Raw genomic sequence first — 21,196 nt, forward strand, 5'->3', positions numbered from 1 at the left:
CGCGCCGTGCAAAAGCCTGCATAGGAACCTGACGTGAACCTGCTCTATGCCAATGACCGGCGCGGCCAGTATCCCCAAAGCTGGTATGCGGCCACCGCGACCCCGCTGGAACGATTCGGGGTGCTCAAGGGGCATCACAAGGCCGATGTCTGCGTGGTCGGCGGCGGCTACACCGGCCTGTCGGCGGCGCTGCATCTGGCCAAGGCCGGGCGCGACGTCATCCTGATCGACGCGCAGCGCGTGGGCTTTGGGGCCTCGGGCCGCAACGGGGGGCAATTGGGCAGCGGTCAGCGCGTGGAACAGGATGCGCTGGAAAAGATGCTGGGCCAGGACCATGCCACCCGCCTGTGGCAGATGGGCGAAGAGGCCAAGGCGCTGGTCAAATCGCTGATCGCCGAACACGGAATCGACTGCCACCTGAAACCCGGTGTGGCCTGGACCGCCTCTGACAAGGGCGACCTGGCGCATCTGCACGCCTACGCCGCACATCTGGAAAACCGCTATGGCTATGACCAGATCGAGGTGCTGGACCATGCCGCCCTGCAGGGCGTCTGCCCCTCCCCCGATTACGTCGGCGGCATCCTCGACAGGGGCGCGGCCCATCTGCACCCGCTGAACTTTGCCCTGGGTCTGGCCCGCGCCGCGAAAGAGGCCGGGGTGCGGATATTCGAGACCTCCCCCGCCCATCACATCGACGAAGCCTCTCCCTGCACCGTCCAGACCGATGCCGGGCGGATCGAGGCGGATCACGTCATCCTCGCCTGCAACGGCTATCTCGGCGGGCTGAACCGCAAGGTTGCGGCACGGGTCATGCCGATCAACAATTTCATCGCCGCCACCGAACCGCTGGGCGACCGGATCAGCGAGGTGCTGCCGCGTGATGTGGCCGTGGCCGACAGCCGCTTTGTCGTGAACTACTTCCGCCTGTCCCATGACGGGCGGCTGCTGTTCGGCGGCGGTGAAAGCTATGGCTACCGCTTCCCCCAGGACATCGCTGCCAAGGTGCGCAAACCGATGTCGGTGATCTTTCCGCAGCTCAGCGATGTGCGCATCGACTACGCCTGGGGCGGCACATTGGGCATCACCATGAAACGCCTGCCTTATGTGGCGCGTGTCGGGCGCAACATCCTGTCCGCCTCGGGCTATTCCGGGCATGGGCTGGGCACCGCGACCCATGCAGGCGCCCTGATGGCACAGGCGGTGACGGGCGAGAGCGACGGGTTCGACACCATGGCAGCCATCCCCACCACGCCCTTCCCCGGCGGCCCTGCCATGCGGTCTCCGCTGCTGGTGCTGGCCATGAGCTGGTACAGCCTGCGCGACCGCCTGGGCGTCTGATCCAGGGCCTGTGGACGAAGATGAATGTCCACCGGCCCTGCAGCGGGTCACAAAAACTTAACGCGGTGACGCCGCGAAAACACTTTCTGCGTGCAGCTTTTTGTTTTACAAAAACGAAAATGACTATTTGGGAAAGATGAAATGACCCTTCCTGACCTGCACCGCGCCGAACCCATCCCGCCAGCGGCGATGGCCGAGATCACCCGGTTGATGGAGGATGCCGACCTGTTCCGCTATACCGCCGCATCCGACGCGCCGGTGACACTGCTGGAACAGGAATTCGCGCAGATGATGGGCAGCAGCTATGCGCTGGCGGTCTCTTCCTGCTCTGCCGCGCTGTTCCTCTCGCTCAAGGCGCTGGACCTGCCGGAAAAGGCGCCGGTGCTGATCCCCGGCTTTACCTTTGCCGCCGTGCCTTCCGCCGTCCTGCACGCCGATTGCCTGCCGGTGCTTTGTGAAGTGGGCGAGAATTACCGCATCGACATGGATGATTTCGCGGCAAAACTGCCCGGCGTGAAAGCGGTGATCGTCAGCCACATGCGCGGCCATACCTCCGACATGGATGCGATCATGGCGCTCTGCGATGCCGCCGGGATTCCCGTGGTCGAGGATGCGGCACATTCGCTTGGCACGCTGTGGAAGGGCCGCAGGATCGGCACCATCGGCCGGATCGGCTGTTTCTCCTTCCAGTCCTACAAGATGATCAACGCGGGCGAAGGCGGGATCATGATCACCGATGACCCGGACCTGGCGGCGCGCGCCGTCATCATGTCCGGCGCCTATGAGCACAACTGGAGCAAGCACGCGGTGCTCAAAGATGCCTTTGCCCCGCTTCAGAACAGCCTGCCCCTGTACAACATGCGCATGTCGAACCTTGCCGCCGCGGTGATCCGGCCTCAGCTGCCGGAACTGCCGCGCCGGGTGCGCGACGGGCTGCGCAACCACGATCATGTGGCGGCGCGCCTCTCCGCCGCGCCCCATATCCATGTGCCCGCCCCGCTGGAGGGTGAACAGCGCGCGCCGGATTCGATCCAGTTCAACCTGGTGGACATGGATGATGCCGCGATCCGCAGCTTTGCCGCAGCCGCCGATGCGCAGGGCGTCAAGGTGCAGGTCTTTGGCCAGAGCACGGACAACGCGCGGGCCTTCTGGAACTGGCAATTCATCCCCGACCTGCCGGAACTGCCGCGGACCCGCGCCATGCTGATGCAGGCCTGCGACGTGCGCCTGCCCGTTCAGCTGACCATGGAACAACTTGATGCGGTCTGCGACGTGATCCTGAACGCGCTGGCACAGACCACAAAGGCCGCAGCGGCCTGACCACAGGGCAGCGCCGGCAGCAGAGCAGCAGAATGCCGCACAATTCCGACCCAAACCAGACTTTGGGCGTGGTATGGGGCAAGGTCAGGTGAGCAGAGAAGTTGCCGTTCGCCACAACGCCCGGACGCCCCGCGTCCGGGCCGCGCCCGACCCGCCCCCAGGGCGGGCGCGACTGCGTCGCCCCCGGTGCTGCCGCACCCTCCGGCCTCAAAAGGTCCACCGGACCTTTTGCAAGACGGCCTCCGGCCCCGGGTCGGACGCGGCCCTCAGGTTTCGGGATGCCAAGGCACTATAGGCCCGGCCTGCGCCTCATGTCACTCTGGCCTCCCTCCCCCGTTCGCTGCAATTTTCACCAATGACCGCATCGCCCCTGCCCCGCCCTGCGGAGGTCGCGCCGCGCTCCGGGTCAGCGATGTGACCAGAAGCCGGTTTTGCATGGCAATTGGCAAGAGCCAAGGGCTCAGGCCCGCCACATGGCGCCGATGATCGCGCCGCGTGCCCTGTCAGGGGCGCGCGTCCGCAGGATCACTTCATCTTTGACAGCTTGTCCTGCAACTCGGCGAGTTGCTTCTTGATCGCGTCCAGATCCTCGGACTTTTCCGGCTCCGGCTCGTCTTCTTCCGACATGGTCGGCATGGTGGTGCCCATCGCACCCTTCTTGCCGCCCCAGCCGCCGGTCATCGCCTTCATGAAGGCTTCCTGCTGGGCCTTCACCGCTTCCATGCCGGGCATCGTCGCGATCGGATTGATCGTCGACATGTTTTCCATCATCTTGGCCTGCCCGTCGCGCAGCATGTCGAATGACGCCTGCAGGAATTGCGGCACCACGGAAACATTGCCGGACATGTAGCTGCGCACCAGGTCGTTCAGCACCTCGACCGGCAAGACGCTTTCGCCCCGGCTCTCGTGTTCGGCAATGATCTGCAACAGATACTGACGGGTCAGGTCATCGCCCGACTTCAGATCCACAATCTGCACCTCGCGGCCATCACGGATGAAACCGGCAATATCCTCCAGCGTCACATAGTCGCTGGTTTCGGTATTATATAGCCGCCGAGACGCGTAGCGCTTGATCAGCAAAGGCTTGGGTTGGTCCGCCACAATCATCCTCCCGATTACGTGCTGCAATGCAGCTTAGGCGCATGTTTCACAAAAAGAAAGGGCGGGTGCATCAGCACCCGCCCCACGGCATCTTCTTTCAGGGAGGAGGAGATACCGGTAATCGGTCTTACTTCGCTGTCGCCTTCTTGGTGGCGGCCTGCACGTCGCTCGAAGCTTTCTTCATCGCGGCGGTTGCGTCTTCCTGGATGTCCTTGCCGGCAGCCATCATCAGCTCGACGGTGTCCATCTGAACCTTCTTGGCGATTTCCGCGAAAGCAGCCATGTGCTCGGCTGCGGATTCAGCGGAAGCAGAAGCGAAGTCGGACATCGCTTTTGCGTAATCGGCGGGCTCGGACTTCGCCTTGGCCATCTCGGTCATCTTTGCGACGGTGTCTTTTGTCCACTTGGAGGAAACCTCGGTGGATTTCTCAACCGCTGCCAGGGCAACGCCGGACAGTTTTTCGTTCAGGGTCGCGCTTGTTTTGAACGCGCCTTCCATTGCGGCTGTGTCAACCGGGAAAGAGCCCATTACGTCTTTGAAGATCGCGGTCATATCAGGTGTCTTTGTCATGTCTGTATATCCTTAGGTTACGCTGTTTAGTTCGACGGGTCTGTCCCGCCTTTCGCGTCCAGTGGTGAATCCAGCCTTCCGCGTCTGCCTAAATTATATACATGCTGCACCGCAGCATTTCAAGTCTTTTTCTGCATCGCAGCATTAAACTTTCATGACGGCAAAAACTGCTTTCCGATCAGTGATTTGCCTTCTTTGCCACGTATTCTCCCGGCGCATCTCCCAGAATTTTCCTGCCATCATCCCCCGGTTTCCGCGCCTTGATCATCGCGCCGGACCGCTTTTTCAGCCAGGCTCCCCAGCGCGGCCACCACGACCCTTCGTGAAATTCCGCCGCTTCCAGCCAGCCGGTGTGCTCCGCTTCAAGCGAGGGGTTCACGTAATGGCCGTATTTCTTCTTGGACGGCGGATTCACGATCCCCGCGATATGGCCCGACTGGGTCATGATGAAGGTCTTGTCCGAGGATCCCATCTGCCGCACGCCGCGGTAGCTGTCTTTCCAAGGCGCGATATGGTCGGTCTCGCAGGCCACGGCACATAGCGGCACATCCACATCGCCCAGCACCAGATGATGCCCCAGAATGTCGAATCCCCCTTCCGCCAGCTCGTTGCGCTGACACAGGCCGCGCAGGTACTGCATCGCCATCTTGGCAGGCAGGTTGGCCCCGTCCCCGTTCCAGTAGAGCAGATCGAAGGCCGGCGGCGTCTCTCCCATGATGTAATGTTTGACGGCAGGGGCATAAACCAGGTCGTTCGACCGCAGGAAGGAAAAGGTGCGCGCCATGATGACCGAGGGGAGAATCCCCTTGTCCGCCGTCTCCCCCTCGATCCCGTCGATGAAATCGTCGGTCAGGAAGGGTTGGAACTCCCCCTGATCGGAGAAATCGGTCAGCGCGGTAAAGAACGTCGCGGATTTGACCGATTTGTCGCCGCGCTGCTTGAGCAGCGCAAGGACAAGCGACAGGGTGGTCCCGGCAATGCAATAGCCCACCGCATTCACCTTCTTCTCGCCGGTGATCGCCTTGACCTCGCGAATCGCGGCCAGATAGCCATCCTCGATGTAATCCTCCATCCCGACATCGCGATAGGTGCTGTCAGGATTGACCCAGGACACCATGAACAGCGTGTGGCCCTGATCCAGCAGCCATTTCACCAATGAGTTCTGTTCCTTCAGGTCGAGGATATAGAACTTGTTGATCCAGGGCGGGAACACCAGCAGCGGCGTCTTGTGTACCTTTTCGGTGGTCGGCGTGTACTGGATCAGCTCGAACATCTTGTTGCGATAGACCACCTTGCCCGGTGTGCTTGCGATATTCTCGCCCAGCTTGAAGGCCTTTTCATCGGCCAGCCGCACGATCAGCTCACCGTCGTTGGCCTCCAGATCGGAAATCAGGTTCTCGATTCCCTTCACCAGGCTCTCGCCCTCGGTCTCGATCGCGCGTTCCAGCGCGTCGGGGTTGGTGGCCAGGAAATTCGTCGGGCTCATCATGTCGATGATCTGACGGCTGAAATAGGCCAGCCGCTTTTTCTCATGCGGCTCCATGTCGGTGACATCTTCGACCGCCTGTTCCAGCGCCTGCGCGTTGATCATGTACTGCTGCTTGACGAAGTTGAAATAGGGATGGGTCTGCCACAGCGGATTGGCAAAGCGCCGGTCGCTGGGCGTATTGTCCTCCGGTGCGGTCAGCGTGCCCTTGGCCAGGGCCTGCTGAGCCTCGACGAAATGGGTCATCGTCCTGGTCCAGAACGACAGCTGATGTTCCATCAGCTTGGCCGGATTGGTCATGGCTTCGGTCAGATAGGCCTGCTGCGCCTTGGCGAACAATTCCTGGTTCGGTCCGTCCAGCGCCTGCCGGTGGGTCTGGCGATGTGCCATCACCTGCCCCAGCCGCTCGGTCAGCTGCTCCACCTTCTTGAGGTTTTCCACCATCCGGGACAGGGACGCGTCACTCAATGCCGGGTCGTTTTTAGTTTTAGTTGTCATCTTAACCTTTTGCTCCTATCTTCGCAGGTGCAGCATTTCATGGACCGCTTCAGGGGCCGGACCAAGGAGGTGCGCAATCTCGGGCCCAAAGGAGACCCCTATGCGTTACATGGCTTCCTACGATCTGATGGAGACCGTCAGAAATACCAACCAATGGCTCGGCGCGTCAGCGCTTGCCATGGCATCCTACCCTGCTTTTTCAATGTTTCCAAACCCTGGCTTGAACTGGATGGCGGCCTGGGGCGAAGTAACCGAACGGACCTTCAGCCGGATCGTCGTCAAACCCGACTGGAACATCCCCGCGATCCCCGGCAACGACGGCCAGGACCATGTCGTCAGCGCTGAAATCTCCCTGTCGCGCGACTTTGGCGATCTGCTGCATTTCAAGATTTCGGGCCGTCCCACACCGCCCCGCAAGGTGCTGCTGGTGGCCCCGATGTCCGGCCATTATGCCACATTGCTGCGCTCCACCGTGATCAGCCTGCTGCCCGATTGCGACGTCTATATCACCGACTGGCACAATGCGCGCGACATTCCCGTCAGCGCCGGCAAGTTCGATGTCGAGGATTACACCCTCTATCTTGTCGATTTCATGAAGCATCTGGGCCCGGACACCCATGTGATCGCCGTTTGCCAGCCCGCCCCGCTGGCGCTGGCCGCCACCGCCTACCTGGCCGAGGAAGCGCCAGACGCCCAGCCGCGCAGCCTGACCCTGATCGGCGGCCCGATCGATCCCGGTGCCGCCCCCACCGAAGTCACCGACTTTGGCCACAGCGTCACCATGGGCCAGCTGGAACACATGATGATCCAGCGGGTCGGCTTCAAATACGCCGGCGTCGGCCGCAAGGTCTATCCCGGCCTGCTGCAGCTGTCCTCCTTCATCTCGATGAACGCGGAAACCCATTTCAAGGCGTTCAGCGACCAGATCGGCCGCGTCGCCCGGGGCGAGGCGCATGAACACGACAAGCACAACAAGTTCTACGATGAATATCTTGCCGTGATGGATATGACGGCGGAATTCTACCTGTCGACCGTCGACCGGATCTTCAAGAACCACGAAATTGCCAGCAACAACTTTACCGTCGCAGGGCGCAAGGTGGACATCGGCAAGATCACCACCGTCGCGGTCAAGACCGTCGAAGGCTCCAAGGACGACATTTCCGCCCCCGGCCAATGCGTCGCCGCGCTGGATCTGCTGACCGGCCTGCCCGACAGCAAAAAGGCCAGCCATCTGGAAGAAGGGGCCGGACACTACGGCATCTTTGCCGGTGGCAGCTGGCGCGAGAACATCCGCCCGCTGGTGCTGAACTTCATCGACGAAAACAGCGGCGATCCGCAGCCCAAGACAAAAAAGGCGGCGAACAAGAACCAGGCGGCCTGATCCATGGCCAGGCCGCATGATATCGCATTCGCCTGCAACTGCGGCAAACTGGCAGGCACCCTGCGGGGGGCCAGCCCCGGTGCCGGCACCCATTCCGAGTGCTTTTGCCGCGACTGCCGCGCGGCGGAACTGCACCTGGGCCAGCCCGACCCGGCCCCCGGCCCGGTCGGCATATTTCAGACCACACCGGACCGGCTGACCATTACCAAGGGGGCCGATAGGCTGGCGGTCTTTTCCTTTGGCGCGAAAAATGTGCTGCGCTGGCAAGCCGCCTGCTGCGGCACACCGCTGTTCAACACGCCGCGCAGCGCGCGGTTTTCCTTCGTCGGCATCCGCACCAATATCCTGGGGGAAACCGCGCCGCTTGGCCCGGTGGTCGGTCAGGCCTTCCTCCCCACCGACAGCGGCAAGACCCGCCACAAAGGTCTGCCGCGGTTCATCTGGGGCACACTCAGCCGCAGCGCGCTTCAGCTCATCACCGGCAGATGGAAGAAAACACCGTTTTTCAAGGCCGATGGCGTCACGCTGGTCAGCCCGGTCGAGGTGCTGCCACAGGGCACCCGCAAAGCCCTGCTCGACGCCGCGTCCTGACCAAATCCGCTGCCGTTACCGCAACACCAGGGGCTGGCGCATCCATTTGCGCAGCGCCGCCGTGGTCTCTGCGGGTTGTTCCAGGGTTGGCAGATGGCCCGCATCCTCCAGCACCAGAAGCTCGGCATAGGGGATCAGCTCTGCCATGAAACTGTGGCGTTTGACCGGGCTCAACGTGTCATGCCGCCCGCAGAGCACCAGCGCCGGGGACTTGCATTTGCGCAGCACCGCCTGCTGGTCGCGCCGCCGCTGCAAGGCGCGGGACTGGCGGATGAACACCTCCGGCCCCAGCGTCTCGGCCATGTCCAGGGCCAGTTCCAGCACCTCGGCACGCTGGCCGCCGGGCGCCAGGCTGGCCGCCGGAATTTCGTCGCGCATCACCTCAAGCAGCCGCCCCGACCGGACCCGCACGATCTGCGGCTCGCGGTTCGCGGCGGCGACAGGGGTTTCGGCAAGCGGATTGGTGCCCATCAGGCAGATCCGGGTCACCCGGTCCGGCGCGCGCCGCAGCAGTTCCATCGCCACCACGCCGCCCATGCCCTGCCCCGCCACGGCAAAGCGGTTCGGCAAGAGGTCGAGAATGCCCGAGGCGATCTCCTCGATCCGTTCACCCTTTGTGATGGGGGCCAGCATGACAGCCATGTCAGCCGAAAGCTCGGCGATCTGGGGCCCGAAAAGCCGCGCGTCACACATCATGCCGGGCAACAGCACCAGCGGCTCGGCCATATCAGCGCACCTTGTTGATCTCAAAAGTCTTTCAGTCCGGGCGATTGCCCGCTTCATCCTCTATAGCATGGCCGGGGGGTGCCGCAACATCAGGCATCTTGATGCCGCGCAGGGGCGGAAAATCGGCATAGCGCCGCGCACGGGTGGCGGCACTTTCGTCTGGCGCCTCTCCGGCCCGCAGCAGCATCCCGCGCGGCGCGACATAGCTGGAAATCGTGCGCCAGGGCTGCGGACGCCAGACCAGGTTGAAGGCCGCCAGCTTGGGAAAGAACCACATCTCCGAATAGGGCAGATGGTCATGCACCCACCAGGCCAGATCGCGCCAGTCGCGCCCTTGGGCATATTGATCGGCAAACCAGGGGATCACGACGCTGGCCCCGGCCACGGCCCGGTCACCGCCGGCCCAGTCCCAGATATGGCATTCCAGCGGGTTGTCATTGCGCGCGCAGTTCAGGCGGTTCTCGTTGCCGTAGCGGTTCAGCGCCCGGCTGCGATAGCCCGACCGCACTGCGACCCGGCCAAAGGTTTCCTCCAAAGGGTCCATCAGCGCGCTGCAGAACGCCCGCCCGTTCGCGATTGCCAGATCGGGATCGTCCGGCACATTGGGAATGCCGTGAAAGCCCGAAATTTCCGAATAGAGGAAATCGCGCATGTAGAAATGTTTCGACAGGCGGACCCGGCCAAAGGTCTCAAGGCTCCACATGCTGGCCGGTCTGCGCATCAGCCGTGGCCGTTCCAGCGAAAGGCGCCATCCGGGGCCAGCGGCGCAAAGGGGTTGTGGGTGACCTCCCAGATATGCCCCTCGGGGTCCGCGAAATACCCCACATGCCCGCCCCAGAAGATGTCATGCGCGGGCCGCAGGATACGGCCCCCCGCGGCCTCTGCCCGCGCCAGCAGCGGCGCGACCTGTGCCTTGTCCCGCACATTGTAGGACAGCGTCATGGCCCCATGGCCCAGCGTTTCCACCGGCACGCCAATGTCCTCGGCCAATTTCCCGATCGGGTAAAGTCCCAGCGTCTGACCAATCAGATCATAGGCGACAACGCCGTCCGGGCTCTCCACCCGGACCCAGCCCAGGGCGTCGTAAAAGGCGGCCAGCCCGGCCTGATCCCCTGCGCCCAGCGTGATCAGCGAAATACGTTGTTCCATTTTTTCAGTCATTTGCAGCCAAAACCTCATCTATCGCCTGAACAATCAGATCCAGACAGGGACCGTCGGAAAACCGGTGATCCGCATCCTTGACCAGCAGCAGCCGCATGTCCGGCCCGGTGGCATGTTCCAGCAGCCGCGTGGCGGTGGCAACGCTGACGGCGGTATCTGCCGTGCCCTGCAGGAACCGCACCGGGAACGGCAGATGCAGCGGTGCGCGCAGCACCAGCTGTTCACGCCCGTCCGCGATCATGCGCGGCGTGACCAGATAGGGCTCCATGTAATCCGAGGGCAGCTCCACCATCTGCCCCGCCTCGATCTGCGTGCGCTGCGCATCGGTAAAATTCGCCCAATATCCGTCTTCGGTGAAATCCGGTGCCGCGGCGATGGTCACCAGCCCCGCCAGCCGCTCCGGCTGCGCCCGCGCCAGCAACAGCGCCTGCCAGCCCCCCATGGAGGAGCCCACGGGCAGGATCGGCCCCTGCGTCAGCGCCGCCACCGCCTCGGCCGTGTCCTCGGCCCAGTCGCCGATGCAGCCATCGGTGAAATCGCCCGACGATTCGCCATGTCCGGAATAATCGAAGCGCAGAAAGGCCCGCCCGTTGCGGCGCGCCCATTCCTCCAGAAACACCGCCTTGGTGCCCATCATGTCGGATTTCAGACCGCCCAGAAACACGATACAGGGCCCCGCCCCCTCGGTCCGGTGATAGGCCAGCCTGCGCCCTGATTTCGTGTCCAGAAATGCCGGTATGGTCATGGTGCCCCCTTTTTCGGGTCATCATGCGCAACACCGGGTCCAAGGGCAACCGCGAGAATCCCGCGTTACCGTTGTACCGGCGCGCCCGGCGGGCGCGCAGGCCTCAGCCGCTGACGTAGGTCGATGTCTTGGGCCGGTAAAAGATCTTCTGACCGTGAAGCCGCCCCAGCAGTTCCTCGTTCTCGCGCTGGTCATCCTCGATCACCCGGATCGATTCCATATGCGCCGGGTTGTCGCTGCCCAGGGCAAGCCGCATGCGGGACAATTCACGACCACGGGCGCGCAGCGCTTCCTCGATCATGTCGACATCCGCAATCGTCAGGTTGAATGTCCGGTTGTAGCTTGCCATGCCGCGCTCCTTCACGGAAATGTTGCCGGGGTCCTAGTGTCGCTTTTACGCTCTTGAACGTCGCAGTCAACGTATAGTTTGACATTCACAGCCCTTCGGCCTCGGTCAGCCCCCGCGCGGTGAAAAATGCGGCAATCGCCATGACGGCAAAGAGCGTCAAAGTGGCCTCGGGCCCGATCAGCGCCGCCCCGCCGCCCAGCACCCCCACCCCCAGCAGCAAGACCCCGATGACGGTATTGGTGACAGCGGCATAGGCCGCGCGCCGGCCCTCTGGCGCGAGGTCCACCAGATAGGTGGACCGGCCCTGCCGGACCCCGTGATAGGCGATCATCAGGACAAAAAGCACCAGCGGCATCGCCATCCACTGCCCCGCCAACCCCAGCGCCCAAAGGGCAACGCCCGCGCCCATGGCAACAGCCCCGAGAAGGCCCGAGAACATCAGAACCCGGCGGCTGGAGTGATCCGCAAGCCGCCCCCAGACATAGGAGCTGACCAGCGAGGCCAGCGCCGAGGCCAGCACAAGGGCGCCGAGCCTGCCCAGCGTGCTTTCCCCGGACAGGACCACCAGATAGGGCGGCGCCAGTGCCGTCGACACCAGCAGCCCCCGCGTGATGATGAAACGCCACAGCACCGGGTCTTCCCTGAGCACCGCGAAATGGGCAATGGTATCGCCGCCGGTCTCGCTCCTTTCCTCCTCCAGGGTGGTGAACAGCAGGGCGGCAGCCCCCCAGAACAGGGCGGCCAGGGCAATCGCGGCAATGACCAGCCCCGCGCTTTGCCCCGGCCCCAGGATCAGCAGGGCGGCAAAGACCAGCACACCGACAGAGGAGGCCGACCCCGCCAGCCCGGTCACCGCACCGCGCCGGGACAGCGACACCGTCTTGCCCAGGATCGCCTTGTAAGAGACCGAACAGGCCGCCCGGCAGACCGCCAGCAGCGCCAGCGCCGCGCAGATGGCAAGGCCCGCCGCCTGCCCCTCCAGCGACAGCGCCGCCAGCACGATCATGCCCGCCGCCAGCCCCTGACCGGCGCTGCCCAGCACCCATATCCATTTGCGCCGGGCCAAGCGCTGCAACAGCGCCGCAAGCGGCATCTGCGGCAGCAGCGCCCCGGCCTCGCGGATCGGCACCAGCGCGCCCGCAAAGACCGCAGGCGCCCCCAGCGCCGTGAGCAGCCAGGCCAGCACCAGCTTGGGGTCGATCAGCCCGTCCGCCACCTTGGTCATCGACAGCGCCGCGATATGCCGCAAACCGTTGCGCCCTTCGCTCGGGCCGGGCTGGCCGGCCCCTTCCTCACCCGCGATCCTGCTGAAAACGCCCTCTGCCGTGCTGTCCGTCATCCACTTTTCCGCCATGCCCTTGATGCAGATGCAGTTAGGGCGTCGCCTGCGAATGGAAAGCGCGGCCAGTGGCAGATGGCGGGGCTATGGCTTGCGGGCGGTGCAAAACGGAATCGCCGCCTTGCCCTGCCCCCTACATCTACCTCTACCTCTACCTCTACATCCGCGCGCGCGCGCTCGCGGGATCATACATGCTGTCATGGGTCACCACCGCCTCGCGCATCTCGCCATGGACGGAGACCTGCAGCGCCGTGCCTTCGGCCGAAAGGGCCGGTGGCACCAGCGCCATCGCGATGTCATGGGCGAAGTGATAGGAATAGCCGCCCGATGTCACGCGCCCGACCAGTGCGCCCTCCTGATACACCCCCTCGTCCGCGAGGACGGAAGTATCGCAGGACGGCAGTTTCAGCGTCACCAGAACCCGCGCCGGCCCCGCCGCCGCTTCCGCACGCAGCGCATCGCGCCCCAGGAAATCGCCCTTGTCCAGCTTGACGAAACGGCCCAGCCCGGCCTCCAGCGGCGAGATGTCCTGCGACAGCTCGCGGTTGATCGCGCGGTAGGATTTCTCCAGCCGCATCGATTCCAGCGCCCGCAGGCCAAAGGGCACCATCCCATGCGCCGCCCCCGCGTTCAGCAGCAGATCGACCAGATGCCGGTTGTAGGCGACGGGGTGGTGCAATTCCCACCCCAGCTCCCCGGTATAGCTGACCCGGATCAGCCGCACATCCCGTGCATAGCCGACCTCGCCCAACTGGGCAGAAAGCCAGGGGAAGGCCGCGTTCGACAGGTCGTTGTCGGTCAAGGGCTGCAGGATCTCGCGGGATTTCGGACCGGCGATGGCAATGACGCCAAGCTGCTCGGACAGGTTTTCCAGGATCACGCTGCCGTCCTGCGGCAAGAGCCGCGACAGCTGGTCAAGGTTGCGGACCTCGCCGTTCGGCGTGCTGACGAGATAGAAATCGTCTTCGCCATAGCGCACCACCGTAAATTCCGCGTCGATCCCGCCGCGTGGATTGCAGACCACGCTCAGACTCAACCGCCCCACTTTCGGCAGCGCATTGGCCATGATCCCGTCCAGCCAGGCCGCCGCCCCGGCCCCGCGCACGCGGAACTTGGTCATCGGCGACATCTCGATCAGCCCGGCCGCGCTGCGGGTCGCCCGCACCTCGGCCTCGACATGTTCCATCGACCGTGTCCTGCGAAAGCTGGCCTCCGGCAGCGCCAGCTCGGGCGATGGCGCGTACCAGTTCGGAACCTCATAGCCGTCAAGCACGGTCCAGACCGCACCCTTCGCCGTCAGAAGGTCGTAGGACCCCACCGTCTTCAGCGGGCGGCCCGCCGGCGTATCCTCACCCGGGATATGGGCCAGCATGTGCCGCCCCCAGGTCTCGCGCACCTTGTCGGCGGTCCAGCGCTTGGTCACGTAATCGCCAAAGCGCCGCGGGTCGAGCGCCGACATGTCCATGCCCGGGTCGCCGTTCAGGATCCAGCGGCTCAGCCGCGCGCCCATGGTGCCGCCCCAGAGGATGCCACCCGGCACCCCCTCGGCCAGCCACAGCCCCTCGTGGCCCGGGGCAGGACCGCACAGCGGCATCTCGTCCGGGGTCATCTGGAAGGGTCCGCGCGTATTGGCCTTGATCCCCACCTCGCCCAAGGTTGGCACCCGCTCGATGGCCCGCTCCCACTGGCTTTCGACGGCATCGAAATCCTCCGGCAGCAGATCCGCGCCGAAATCCTTCGGCACCCCGTCCACGGCAAAGAGCTTGAGATCCTTCTCGAATTCATAGGGTCCGAACTGAAAGGCGCCCGTGTCCTCGCGCAGATAGGCGCCGTAATCCTCGTCGCGCAGGATCGGCAGTTCGGGCAGCCCCGCAGCCTTGCGGTCTTTCAGCGCGGGCACCACTTCGGTGGTCCAGTATTGATGGACAATCGGAATGCAGGGCAGATCGAGGCCCACGCGCTTTGCATTCTCGCGGGCATAATTGCCGGTGGCAAAGACCAGGTGATCGCAGGTGATCTCGCCCTGCGAGGTGACAACCTTCCAGCCGCCGCCGGGCCGCTTCTCATAGGACAGCGCCTCGGTGTTCTGATAGATCTTGGCACCCTGATCCCGCGCCAGACGCGCCAGCCCCTGGGTGATGTCGGCCGGGTTGATATAGCCATCCTCGCGGTGAAGGATCCCGCCGAAAATGGAGTTGCTGGGCGAAAGATAGGGATGCTGTTCCTGCACCTGCTCAGGCGTCAGCAGCTCTGCCGGAACGCCTGCCGCCTCCGCGATGCTGATATAGCTCTGGAACTCGTCCCAGCGGTCCCGGGTGTTGGCAACGCGCAGCTGGCCCACCTGACGCAGCCCGCAGGAGGTGCCCAGCCGGCGTTCCACATCCGCATAGATCCGGATCGTTTCCATCGTCATCTGGCTGATGACATGCGAGCGCACGAAGGTGACCAGCAACCCCGCCGCATGCCAGGTCGACCCGGCGGTCAGCTGGCTGCGCTCCAGCAACACGGCATCGGAACACCCCTGTTCGGTCAACCCGAACAGGATGGATGCGCCAACACATCCCCCTCCTACGACAACGACCTTGGCATGTGATTGCATGAGCATCCCCTTTGAAATTTCTGGGCGAGGCTATTCCGCCAAACCGCAGTTGTCCCGTGCAAAACCGCAACCCGAAAATCGCGCCGCGCAGCTGCGGCGCTGCGCCCGAATCCCGCTGGACGACCTTACAAGGGCGGAGACTACGGTCAGTTGCCGCAGGGTGAAAGCCGGGGATGCATTTGCGCTCGTCCGTCTGTCAGCCTGCAGCAACTGACCCGGCGCGCGGCGCTCTGACCGAAGAAGGACGGGCCAAAAGCCAAGCGGTCAGTCGTGAGAATGCAGCGATGGGCGGGATCGCGCCCCTTGCGGCCATTCTCCCATCTCGCGACAATGCGGGCAGACAATGGAAATTGAGTGTCAGGCGAACCGAATGCTGGAAATTTCACATCTGGACCATCTTGTTCTTACGGTTTCTGACCTGGACAAGACCTGCGCGTTTTATGAAAAAGTTCTTGGCTTCGAGATCATCACCTTCGGGCAAGGAAGGAGGGCGATGGCGTTTGGCAAACAAAAGTTCAATCTGCATCAGGCAGGTCAGGAGTTTGAACCAAAGGCACTGCGCCCCACACCAGGGTCGATGGATCTGTGTATGATAACGTCGCTCTCTCCGGACATCGTTGTGGAAATGCTCAGGCGTGCGGCCGTTCCGATAGAGGCCGGGCCCATCGCACGCACCGGCGCCCAAGGGCCTATACTGTCGGTCTATATACGCGACCCGGACCATAACCTGATCGAGATTTCGAGTTACGACGCATGACCGGTTGACCCCGGTTCTGCGCAAATGAAGACATGTCATTTTTGACATGTCAGATTGCTGAAAAAGCACGTTCCTGCACCCGCTCCCCCCGAAACAACGAAATCGTTCTTCCACGACGCCAGCCACAAGCCTTGGCCCGGGTGTCAGCCCGGGCCGCGCCCGACCCTCCCCCCGGGAGGGCGCTTTTGGTGACTTCTCGTATCACACTGACAACATTGATATTTGTAAGGGAAGCGCTCCGAATGCGCGTCTCAATGCGCCCTCCCAGGCTCGGGCGCGGCCCTTCGTTCGAAAACGTAACGCTGAGCGCAGAAGAACGATTTACCTCCGGCGGCAGCCGTTTCCGGGTTTTTCAGCAGCCTCACATGTCATTTTTGACATGTCTTCATTTGCGGATCAGCGCCGCGCGCATATGGCACCTTCATGGTTGGCGCAGCGGAGGTCCGGAAAGCGCCCGGAGTCAGGCGAAGCGCAAGCCGGGCCGTCGCCTGCCCGGGGTGGGCGATGCCGACTTGTGTAAATGCCACTTAATTTCTCACCCATGATGAATCCCGTCAGTGGAACTCCTGGCCTCTCCAAATCGCCCGCCCGTCATGCCAAAGGCATGCCAACGATCAAGGGCGCACCTTTGGTGCGACCGGCGGGCAGGCGATGGCCCGGCGCCTTCGGCTTGTTCCGGGCCTGGGTGCCTTTGATCGACGGCTGTTTCGTCCACGCAGCGGTCTTTCACGCATCCCGCATCAATGCTCCGGTCCGGGTCGGAAATGGCTGGCGGTAGGGTCAGGATTGCCCACCGCGACTTCCCGACAGGTTTCAGAAAATCCGTGGGTTCGGATCGCATTGGCAAGGCGGTCGACACTCTCGCAAGGGCCAGCCCCCCCGCTGCCGCCCGCCGCGCAAACATCACGGCGAAACCCGGCTTTCCCGACACCATCCGCCAAAAATTCCCACCGCGCGCCGCCTTCGGTGCCGCCCGAGGTTGACAAGCCCCCGACCAGGCGCGATGTCTGCGCCCTCATAACCCGCAACCGGGCGTCTCGTAGGCGCCAAACCGACGAGGAGGCCCAGATGGCCCAGATCACCCTTACCCTTCCCGATGGCAATGCACGACAGTACGACGCAGGTATCACTGCGGGCGAAGTCGCGGCAGACATCTCCAAATCCCTCGGCAAGAAGGCCATCAGCGCCACCGTGAACGGCGCCCATTTCGATCTGGCCTGGCCGATCGAGGGCGACGCCGACATCGCCATTCACACCATGGCGGACGAGGATCAGGCCAACGAACTGGTGCGCCACGACCTGGCCCATATCATGGCCCGCGCCGTGCAGGAAATCTGGCCCGACACCCGCGTCACCATCGGCCCTGTCATCAAGGACGGCTGGTACTATGACTTTGACCGCGCCGAGCCCTTCACCCCCGAAGATCTGGGCGAGATCGAAAAGAAGATGAAAGAGATCATCAACAAGCGCGATCCCGTCCGCACCGAGGTCTGGGACCGTGATGTTGCACTCAAATACTACGAAGAGCGGGGCGAGCCCTACAAGGTCGAGCTGATCGAAAGCATCCCGGGCGACGAGCCGCTGCGCATGTATTGGCACGGCGACTGGCAGGATCTCTGCCGGGGTCCGCACCTGCAACATACCGGCCAGGTGCCGGGGGACGCCTTCAAGCTGATGTCCATTGCCGGCGCCTATTGGCGCGGCGACAGCAAGCGCCAGATGCTGCAACGCATCTACGGCGTGGCCTTCACCGGCAAGGAAAAGCTGCGCGCGCATCTGAACATGCTGGAAGAAGCCGCCAAGCGCGACCACCGCAAGCTGGGCCGCGAGATGGACCTCTTCCACATGCAGGAAGAAGCCCCCGGTCAGGTCTTCTGGCACCCCAACGGCTGGACCATCTACACCACCCTGCAGGACTACATGCGCCGCAAGCAGCGCGCGGGCGGCTACCGCGAGATCAACACCCCCCAGATCGTCGACCGCAAGCTGTGGGAACTTTCGGGCCACTGGGACAAGTACCAGCACCATATGTTCATCGTCGAAGTGGACGAGAGCCGCGACGGCGAGAATGACGATGCCGCCGCAACCAACAAGGCCGAAACCCGCATCAACGCGCTGAAGCCGATGAACTGCCCCTGCCACGTCCAGGTCTACAATCAGGGCCTCAAATCCTACCGCGACCTGCCGCTGCGGCTGGCCGAATTCGGCTCCTGCACCCGCTACGAGCCCTCCGGCGCGCTGCACGGCATCATGCGCGTGCGCGGCTTTACCCAGGATGACGCCCATATCTTCTGCACCGAGGAACAGATCGAGGCGGAATGCGCCCGCTTCATCGAATTCCTCGCCGAGATCTATGCCGAGCTGGGCTTCCCCGAGTTCGAGATCAAATTCGCCACCCGCCCCGAAAAGCGCGTGGGCACCGAGGAATCCTGGGATTACGTCGAAAACGCGCTGGAGGAAGCGATCCGCAAGACCGGCCGCACCTACACGCTGGAACCGGGCGACGGCGCCTTCTATGGCCCCAAGCTCGACTTCTACCTGACCGATGCCATCGGCCGTGTCTGGCAATGCGGCACCTTCCAGGTGGACCCGAACCTGCCCGATCGGCTTGATGCCACCTATATCGGCGAGGACGGGGCCAAACACCGCCCCTTCATGCTGCACCGCGCCACGCTGGGCAGTTTTGAACGCTTCGTCGGCATCCTGGTGGAGGAACACGCAGGCAAGCTGCCCTTCTGGCTGGCCCCGCGTCAGGTTGTGGTCGCCTCCATCACTTCCGAGGCCGATGACTACGTGCAGGAGGTCGTGGCCGAACTGCTGGCCGCAGGCGTGCGCGCCGAAGCGGACACGCGCAACGAAAAGATCAACTACAAGGTCCGCGAACATTCGGTCGGCAAGGTGCCCGTGATCCTCGCCGTCGGCGCGCGCGAGGTTGAGGACAGAACAGTCTCCGTCCGCCGTCTTGGCGAAAAACAGACCAGCGTGCAGCCGCTTGCCGAAGTGGCTGTAACATTGGCCGCCGAGGCCACGCCGCCGGACCTGCGCGCGTTGTAACATTCACCGGGCGGTGCCTGCCGCCCGGCCCCCGCCTGAAACAATTTCGCCGCAATGGCGCTGTCTTCGCGCAACTTTCACCGGATTTCTCACGTTTCTCCTGACAGGATCGTGACACACCTGCTCGTGAATGGTGCTAAGGTCCGGTGACTGCTTTACTCAAGGCATCACATGTTCCACATGACGAATACAGGAGGCTTTATGTCCAACACCATGAAATCATTCGCCATTGCAGGCGCAGTTGCCGCCGCGATGACGGCGCAGGGCACCACGACCGCCGAAGCGGCGTCCAAGGAAAAATGCTACGGCGTCAGCCTTGCCGGTGAAAACGATTGTGCGGCCGGCCCCGGCACCACCTGTGCAGGCACCTCCGTGACCGATTATCAGGGCAACGCCTGGACCCTGGTTGACGCAGGCACCTGCGCCGAGATCGAGCTGCCGCAAATGGCCGACGGGACGCCACGCCAGGGCTCTCTTGAGGCGCTGGACCGCGACCCGCCCGCATAATCCAAGGATCCGCACCCCGGGCCAACTGTCCGGGGTGCCACTCCGCCCCCGACCCCAGCTGCCCGGAGCGATATGATGCTTGACGCGGCCCGCCCGTTTGACCACCTGCCGAATGCCCCCGGCGTTGGCTACAAACCCCAGCATTTCAACGACCTGCAGAACGACCCCGGCGATGTCGCCTGGATCGAGGTCCATGCCGAGAACTATATGGGCGACGGTGGCCGCCCGCTGGCGCAACTGCGCGCCCTGTCGGAAAAGTTTCCCCTCTCGGTACATGGTGTCGGCCTTTCCATCGGCGGCGAAGGGCCGCTGGACCGCGACCATCTCGCCCGGCTGAAAAAGCTCTGCGACTGGGCCAAACCGGCCAGTTTCTCCGAACATCTGGCATGGTCCACCCATGGGGCGGAATTCCTGAACGACCTGCTGCCGCTGCCCTATACCCAGGCCACGCTGGCCCGTGTCGCGGACCACATCAATCAGGTGCAAGACAGGCTGGGGCGGCGGATGCTGCTGGAAAACCCTTCCAGCTATCTTGTTTTTGACGAGTCCGACTTGTCTGAATGCGACTTTTTATCCGCGCTGACCCGGCAGACCGGCTGTGGTCTCTTGCTGGATGTGAACAATGTCTTCATTTCCGCCACCAATCTGGGGATCAGCGCGCAGGCCTATATCGACGCCTATCCGACCGACCGTGTCGAAGAGCTGCATGTCGGCGGCCATGACGAGGATCACGACGATCATGGCGCGCCGCTGCTGATCGACAGCCACGGCAAACCCGTGGCCGATCCGGTCTGGGCCCTGCTGGATTATGCGCTGGCGCAGACCGGCCCGAAACCGGTGCTGGTGGAATGGGACAATGATGTGCCCGACTGGCCCATCCTGCGGGCAGAGGCGCAGCGCGCCGCAAGGGCGCTTGCCGGATGACTGCGCAGGAGGCATTCCGGCAAGCGCTGCTGGACCCGGACCAGCCGGTGCCGGCCGGCCTCAGCGATGGCAAGGCCAGCCCCGCCGGCCGGCGCTATGCGGTCTACCGCAACAATGTCACGGTCTCGCTGACCGAAGCGATGAACACCGCCTTCCCGCTGGTGCGCAAGCTGATCGGGGGGCAGCGTTTTGACCGGCTGGCGCTGGAATTCATCCGCGCCTTTCCGCCCCGCTCGCCGCTGATGATGTTCTACGGCGCTGATTTTCCCGCCTTCATCCAGGGTTTCGCCCCCCTGTCGCAGATCGGCTATCTGGCCGATGCCGCCCGGCTGGACCTCGCCCTGCGCCGGTCCTACCACGCGGCGGATGCCGCAGCTTTCGATCCGGCCCCGCTGGCAAGCATGACCCCGGGGGCGCTGACGGAACTGCGCCTGCCGCTGGCCCCGGCCAGTGTGATCCTGCGCTCGGCCTGGCCGCTCTACGACATCTGGCGTTTCAACATGCAGCCCGATGCGCCCAAACCCGCCGCCATACCGCAGGACGTGCTGGTCACCCGGCCCGAATTCGACCCGGCGCCGCATCCCCTGCCCGCCGGTGCCGCCGACTGGCTCGCCGCCCTTGCAGAAGGTCACACCCTGGGCGCGGCGGTGGACAGGGCCACCGCATGCCACGCGGATTTCGATCTGGGCCGCAGCTTGACCGCCGCCCTGAATGCCCGGGCCTTTACGGCTCTTTGATCAAGGACACGC

19 protein-coding genes are annotated in these 21,196 nt (G+C 63.7%); 9 read left to right on the forward strand and 10 right to left on the reverse strand.

Annotated features, from left to right (window positions below):
* Positions 1-33: 33 nt before the first annotated feature.
* Positions 34-1,338 carry an NAD(P)/FAD-dependent oxidoreductase gene (locus ACWNZ3_RS12700; RefSeq protein ID WP_496900162.1) on the forward strand — a complete coding sequence of 435 codons (1,305 nt, stop codon included), beginning with the start codon at positions 34-36 and terminating at the stop codon, positions 1,336-1,338.
* A 141-nt stretch (positions 1,339-1,479) separates the two neighbouring features.
* A complete protein-coding gene (locus ACWNZ3_RS12705) occupies positions 1,480-2,658 on the forward strand; it encodes a DegT/DnrJ/EryC1/StrS family aminotransferase (protein ID WP_496900163.1) in 1,179 nt (392 codons plus the stop codon).
* A 525-nt stretch (positions 2,659-3,183) separates the two neighbouring features.
* Here the strand turns inward: ACWNZ3_RS12705 and phaR are convergent.
* From phaR to ACWNZ3_RS12720, 3 genes are all read right to left on the reverse strand, one after another.
* Entirely contained in the window at positions 3,184-3,759 is a 576-nt protein-coding gene (phaR, locus tag ACWNZ3_RS12710) for a polyhydroxyalkanoate synthesis repressor PhaR (protein ID WP_114275949.1), read from the reverse strand.
* A 127-nt stretch (positions 3,760-3,886) separates the two neighbouring features.
* Positions 3,887-4,330, reverse strand: coding sequence for a phasin family protein (locus tag ACWNZ3_RS12715; RefSeq protein ID WP_269364892.1), 444 nt, complete (start codon positions 4,328-4,330; stop codon positions 3,887-3,889).
* 178 nt (positions 4,331-4,508) lie between these two features.
* The gene (locus tag ACWNZ3_RS12720) at positions 4,509-6,314 is read right to left on the reverse strand and encodes a PHA/PHB synthase family protein (RefSeq protein WP_496900164.1); all 1,806 of its coding nucleotides are present in this window, start codon (positions 6,312-6,314) and stop codon (positions 4,509-4,511) included.
* A gap of 100 nt (positions 6,315-6,414) precedes the next feature.
* On the opposite strand from ACWNZ3_RS12720, the gene phaZ reads away from it, so the two are divergent.
* Positions 6,415-7,695, forward strand: a complete 1,281-nt coding sequence (gene phaZ / locus ACWNZ3_RS12725; protein WP_269364888.1) for a polyhydroxyalkanoate depolymerase — start codon at positions 6,415-6,417, stop codon at positions 7,693-7,695.
* 3 nt (positions 7,696-7,698) lie between these two features.
* On the forward strand, positions 7,699-8,286 hold the full coding sequence (locus ACWNZ3_RS12730) for a DUF6151 family protein (RefSeq protein ID WP_496900165.1): 588 nt from the start codon (positions 7,699-7,701) through the stop codon (positions 8,284-8,286).
* Between the two features lie 15 nt (positions 8,287-8,301).
* Here ACWNZ3_RS12730 and ACWNZ3_RS12735 read toward each other — a convergent pair whose 3' ends face one another.
* From ACWNZ3_RS12735 to ACWNZ3_RS12765, 7 genes are all read right to left on the reverse strand, one after another.
* Positions 8,302-9,012 carry an alpha/beta fold hydrolase gene (locus ACWNZ3_RS12735; protein WP_274577746.1) on the reverse strand — a complete coding sequence of 237 codons (711 nt, stop codon included), beginning with the start codon at positions 9,010-9,012 and terminating at the stop codon, positions 8,302-8,304.
* Between the two features lie 31 nt (positions 9,013-9,043).
* Positions 9,044-9,715 (reverse strand): hypothetical protein, encoded by a 672-nt coding sequence (locus ACWNZ3_RS12740; protein WP_496901906.1) that lies wholly within the window; start codon positions 9,713-9,715, stop codon positions 9,044-9,046.
* Between the two features lie 17 nt (positions 9,716-9,732).
* Complete coding sequence (locus ACWNZ3_RS12745; protein ID WP_269364883.1) at positions 9,733-10,161, reverse strand: VOC family protein; 429 nt, start codon at positions 10,159-10,161, stop codon at positions 9,733-9,735.
* A gap of 4 nt (positions 10,162-10,165) precedes the next feature.
* A complete protein-coding gene (locus tag ACWNZ3_RS12750) occupies positions 10,166-10,918 on the reverse strand; it encodes an alpha/beta hydrolase (protein WP_496900166.1) in 753 nt (250 codons plus the stop codon).
* 103 nt (positions 10,919-11,021) lie between these two features.
* Positions 11,022-11,267, reverse strand: a complete 246-nt coding sequence (locus tag ACWNZ3_RS12755; RefSeq protein ID WP_269364879.1) for a hypothetical protein — start codon at positions 11,265-11,267, stop codon at positions 11,022-11,024.
* 85 nt (positions 11,268-11,352) lie between these two features.
* Positions 11,353-12,606, reverse strand: coding sequence for an MFS transporter (locus ACWNZ3_RS12760; RefSeq protein WP_496900167.1), 1,254 nt, complete (start codon positions 12,604-12,606; stop codon positions 11,353-11,355).
* A 157-nt stretch (positions 12,607-12,763) separates the two neighbouring features.
* Positions 12,764-15,205: a GcvT family protein gene (locus tag ACWNZ3_RS12765; RefSeq protein WP_496900168.1), complete on the reverse strand. Its 2,442-nt coding sequence runs from the start codon at positions 15,203-15,205 to the stop codon at positions 12,764-12,766.
* A 370-nt stretch (positions 15,206-15,575) separates the two neighbouring features.
* Between ACWNZ3_RS12765 and ACWNZ3_RS12770 the strand changes: the two genes are divergently transcribed.
* From ACWNZ3_RS12770 to ACWNZ3_RS12790, 5 genes are all read left to right on the forward strand, one after another.
* The gene (locus tag ACWNZ3_RS12770) at positions 15,576-15,962 is read left to right on the forward strand and encodes a VOC family protein (RefSeq protein WP_496900169.1); all 387 of its coding nucleotides are present in this window, start codon (positions 15,576-15,578) and stop codon (positions 15,960-15,962) included.
* A 1,068-nt stretch (positions 15,963-17,030) separates the two neighbouring features.
* Positions 17,031-19,016 (forward strand): threonine--tRNA ligase, encoded by a 1,986-nt coding sequence (gene thrS, locus ACWNZ3_RS12775; RefSeq protein ID WP_496900170.1) that lies wholly within the window; start codon positions 17,031-17,033, stop codon positions 19,014-19,016.
* 201 nt (positions 19,017-19,217) lie between these two features.
* On the forward strand, positions 19,218-19,523 hold the full coding sequence (locus tag ACWNZ3_RS12780; RefSeq protein ID WP_269364958.1) for a BufA1 family periplasmic bufferin-type metallophore: 306 nt from the start codon (positions 19,218-19,220) through the stop codon (positions 19,521-19,523).
* Positions 19,524-19,598: 75 nt separating this feature from the next.
* Complete coding sequence (bufB, locus tag ACWNZ3_RS12785) at positions 19,599-20,447, forward strand: MNIO family bufferin maturase (protein WP_496900171.1); 849 nt, start codon at positions 19,599-19,601, stop codon at positions 20,445-20,447.
* A complete protein-coding gene (locus tag ACWNZ3_RS12790; RefSeq protein WP_496900172.1) occupies positions 20,444-21,184 on the forward strand; it encodes an HvfC/BufC family peptide modification chaperone in 741 nt (246 codons plus the stop codon). The genes bufB and ACWNZ3_RS12790 overlap by 4 nt, the downstream gene beginning before the upstream one ends.
* Positions 21,185-21,196 lie beyond the last annotated feature (12 nt).

Source organism: Sulfitobacter sp. IGS-18, assembly GCF_059628195.1.

Excerpts from the sequence above, each read along its gene's own strand:
- ACWNZ3_RS12705 (WP_496900163.1), top strand. The coding sequence starts at position 1,480 with ATGACCCTTCCTGACCTGCACCGCGCCGAACCCATCCCGCCAGCGGCG.
- ACWNZ3_RS12715 (WP_269364892.1), bottom strand. The coding sequence starts at position 4,330 with ATGACAAAGACACCTGATATGACCGCGATCTTCAAAGACGTAATGGGC.
- ACWNZ3_RS12720 (WP_496900164.1), bottom strand. The coding sequence starts at position 6,314 with ATGACAACTAAAACTAAAAACGACCCGGCATTGAGTGACGCGTCCCTG.
- phaZ (WP_269364888.1), top strand. The coding sequence starts at position 6,415 with ATGCGTTACATGGCTTCCTACGATCTGATGGAGACCGTCAGAAATACC.
- ACWNZ3_RS12730 (WP_496900165.1), top strand. The coding sequence starts at position 7,699 with ATGGCCAGGCCGCATGATATCGCATTCGCCTGCAACTGCGGCAAACTG.
- ACWNZ3_RS12735 (WP_274577746.1), bottom strand. The coding sequence starts at position 9,012 with ATGGCCGAGCCGCTGGTGCTGTTGCCCGGCATGATGTGTGACGCGCGG.
- ACWNZ3_RS12740 (WP_496901906.1), bottom strand. The coding sequence starts at position 9,715 with ATGTGGAGCCTTGAGACCTTTGGCCGGGTCCGCCTGTCGAAACATTTC.
- ACWNZ3_RS12745 (WP_269364883.1), bottom strand. The coding sequence starts at position 10,161 with ATGGAACAACGTATTTCGCTGATCACGCTGGGCGCAGGGGATCAGGCC.
- ACWNZ3_RS12750 (WP_496900166.1), bottom strand. The coding sequence starts at position 10,918 with ATGACCATACCGGCATTTCTGGACACGAAATCAGGGCGCAGGCTGGCC.
- ACWNZ3_RS12755 (WP_269364879.1), bottom strand. The coding sequence starts at position 11,267 with ATGGCAAGCTACAACCGGACATTCAACCTGACGATTGCGGATGTCGAC.
- ACWNZ3_RS12760 (WP_496900167.1), bottom strand. The coding sequence starts at position 12,606 with ATGACGGACAGCACGGCAGAGGGCGTTTTCAGCAGGATCGCGGGTGAG.
- ACWNZ3_RS12765 (WP_496900168.1), bottom strand. The coding sequence starts at position 15,205 with ATGCAATCACATGCCAAGGTCGTTGTCGTAGGAGGGGGATGTGTTGGC.
- ACWNZ3_RS12770 (WP_496900169.1), top strand. The coding sequence starts at position 15,576 with ATGCTGGAAATTTCACATCTGGACCATCTTGTTCTTACGGTTTCTGAC.
- thrS (WP_496900170.1), top strand. The coding sequence starts at position 17,031 with ATGGCCCAGATCACCCTTACCCTTCCCGATGGCAATGCACGACAGTAC.
- ACWNZ3_RS12780 (WP_269364958.1), top strand. The coding sequence starts at position 19,218 with ATGTCCAACACCATGAAATCATTCGCCATTGCAGGCGCAGTTGCCGCC.
- bufB (WP_496900171.1), top strand. The coding sequence starts at position 19,599 with ATGCTTGACGCGGCCCGCCCGTTTGACCACCTGCCGAATGCCCCCGGC.
- ACWNZ3_RS12790 (WP_496900172.1), top strand. The coding sequence starts at position 20,444 with ATGACTGCGCAGGAGGCATTCCGGCAAGCGCTGCTGGACCCGGACCAG.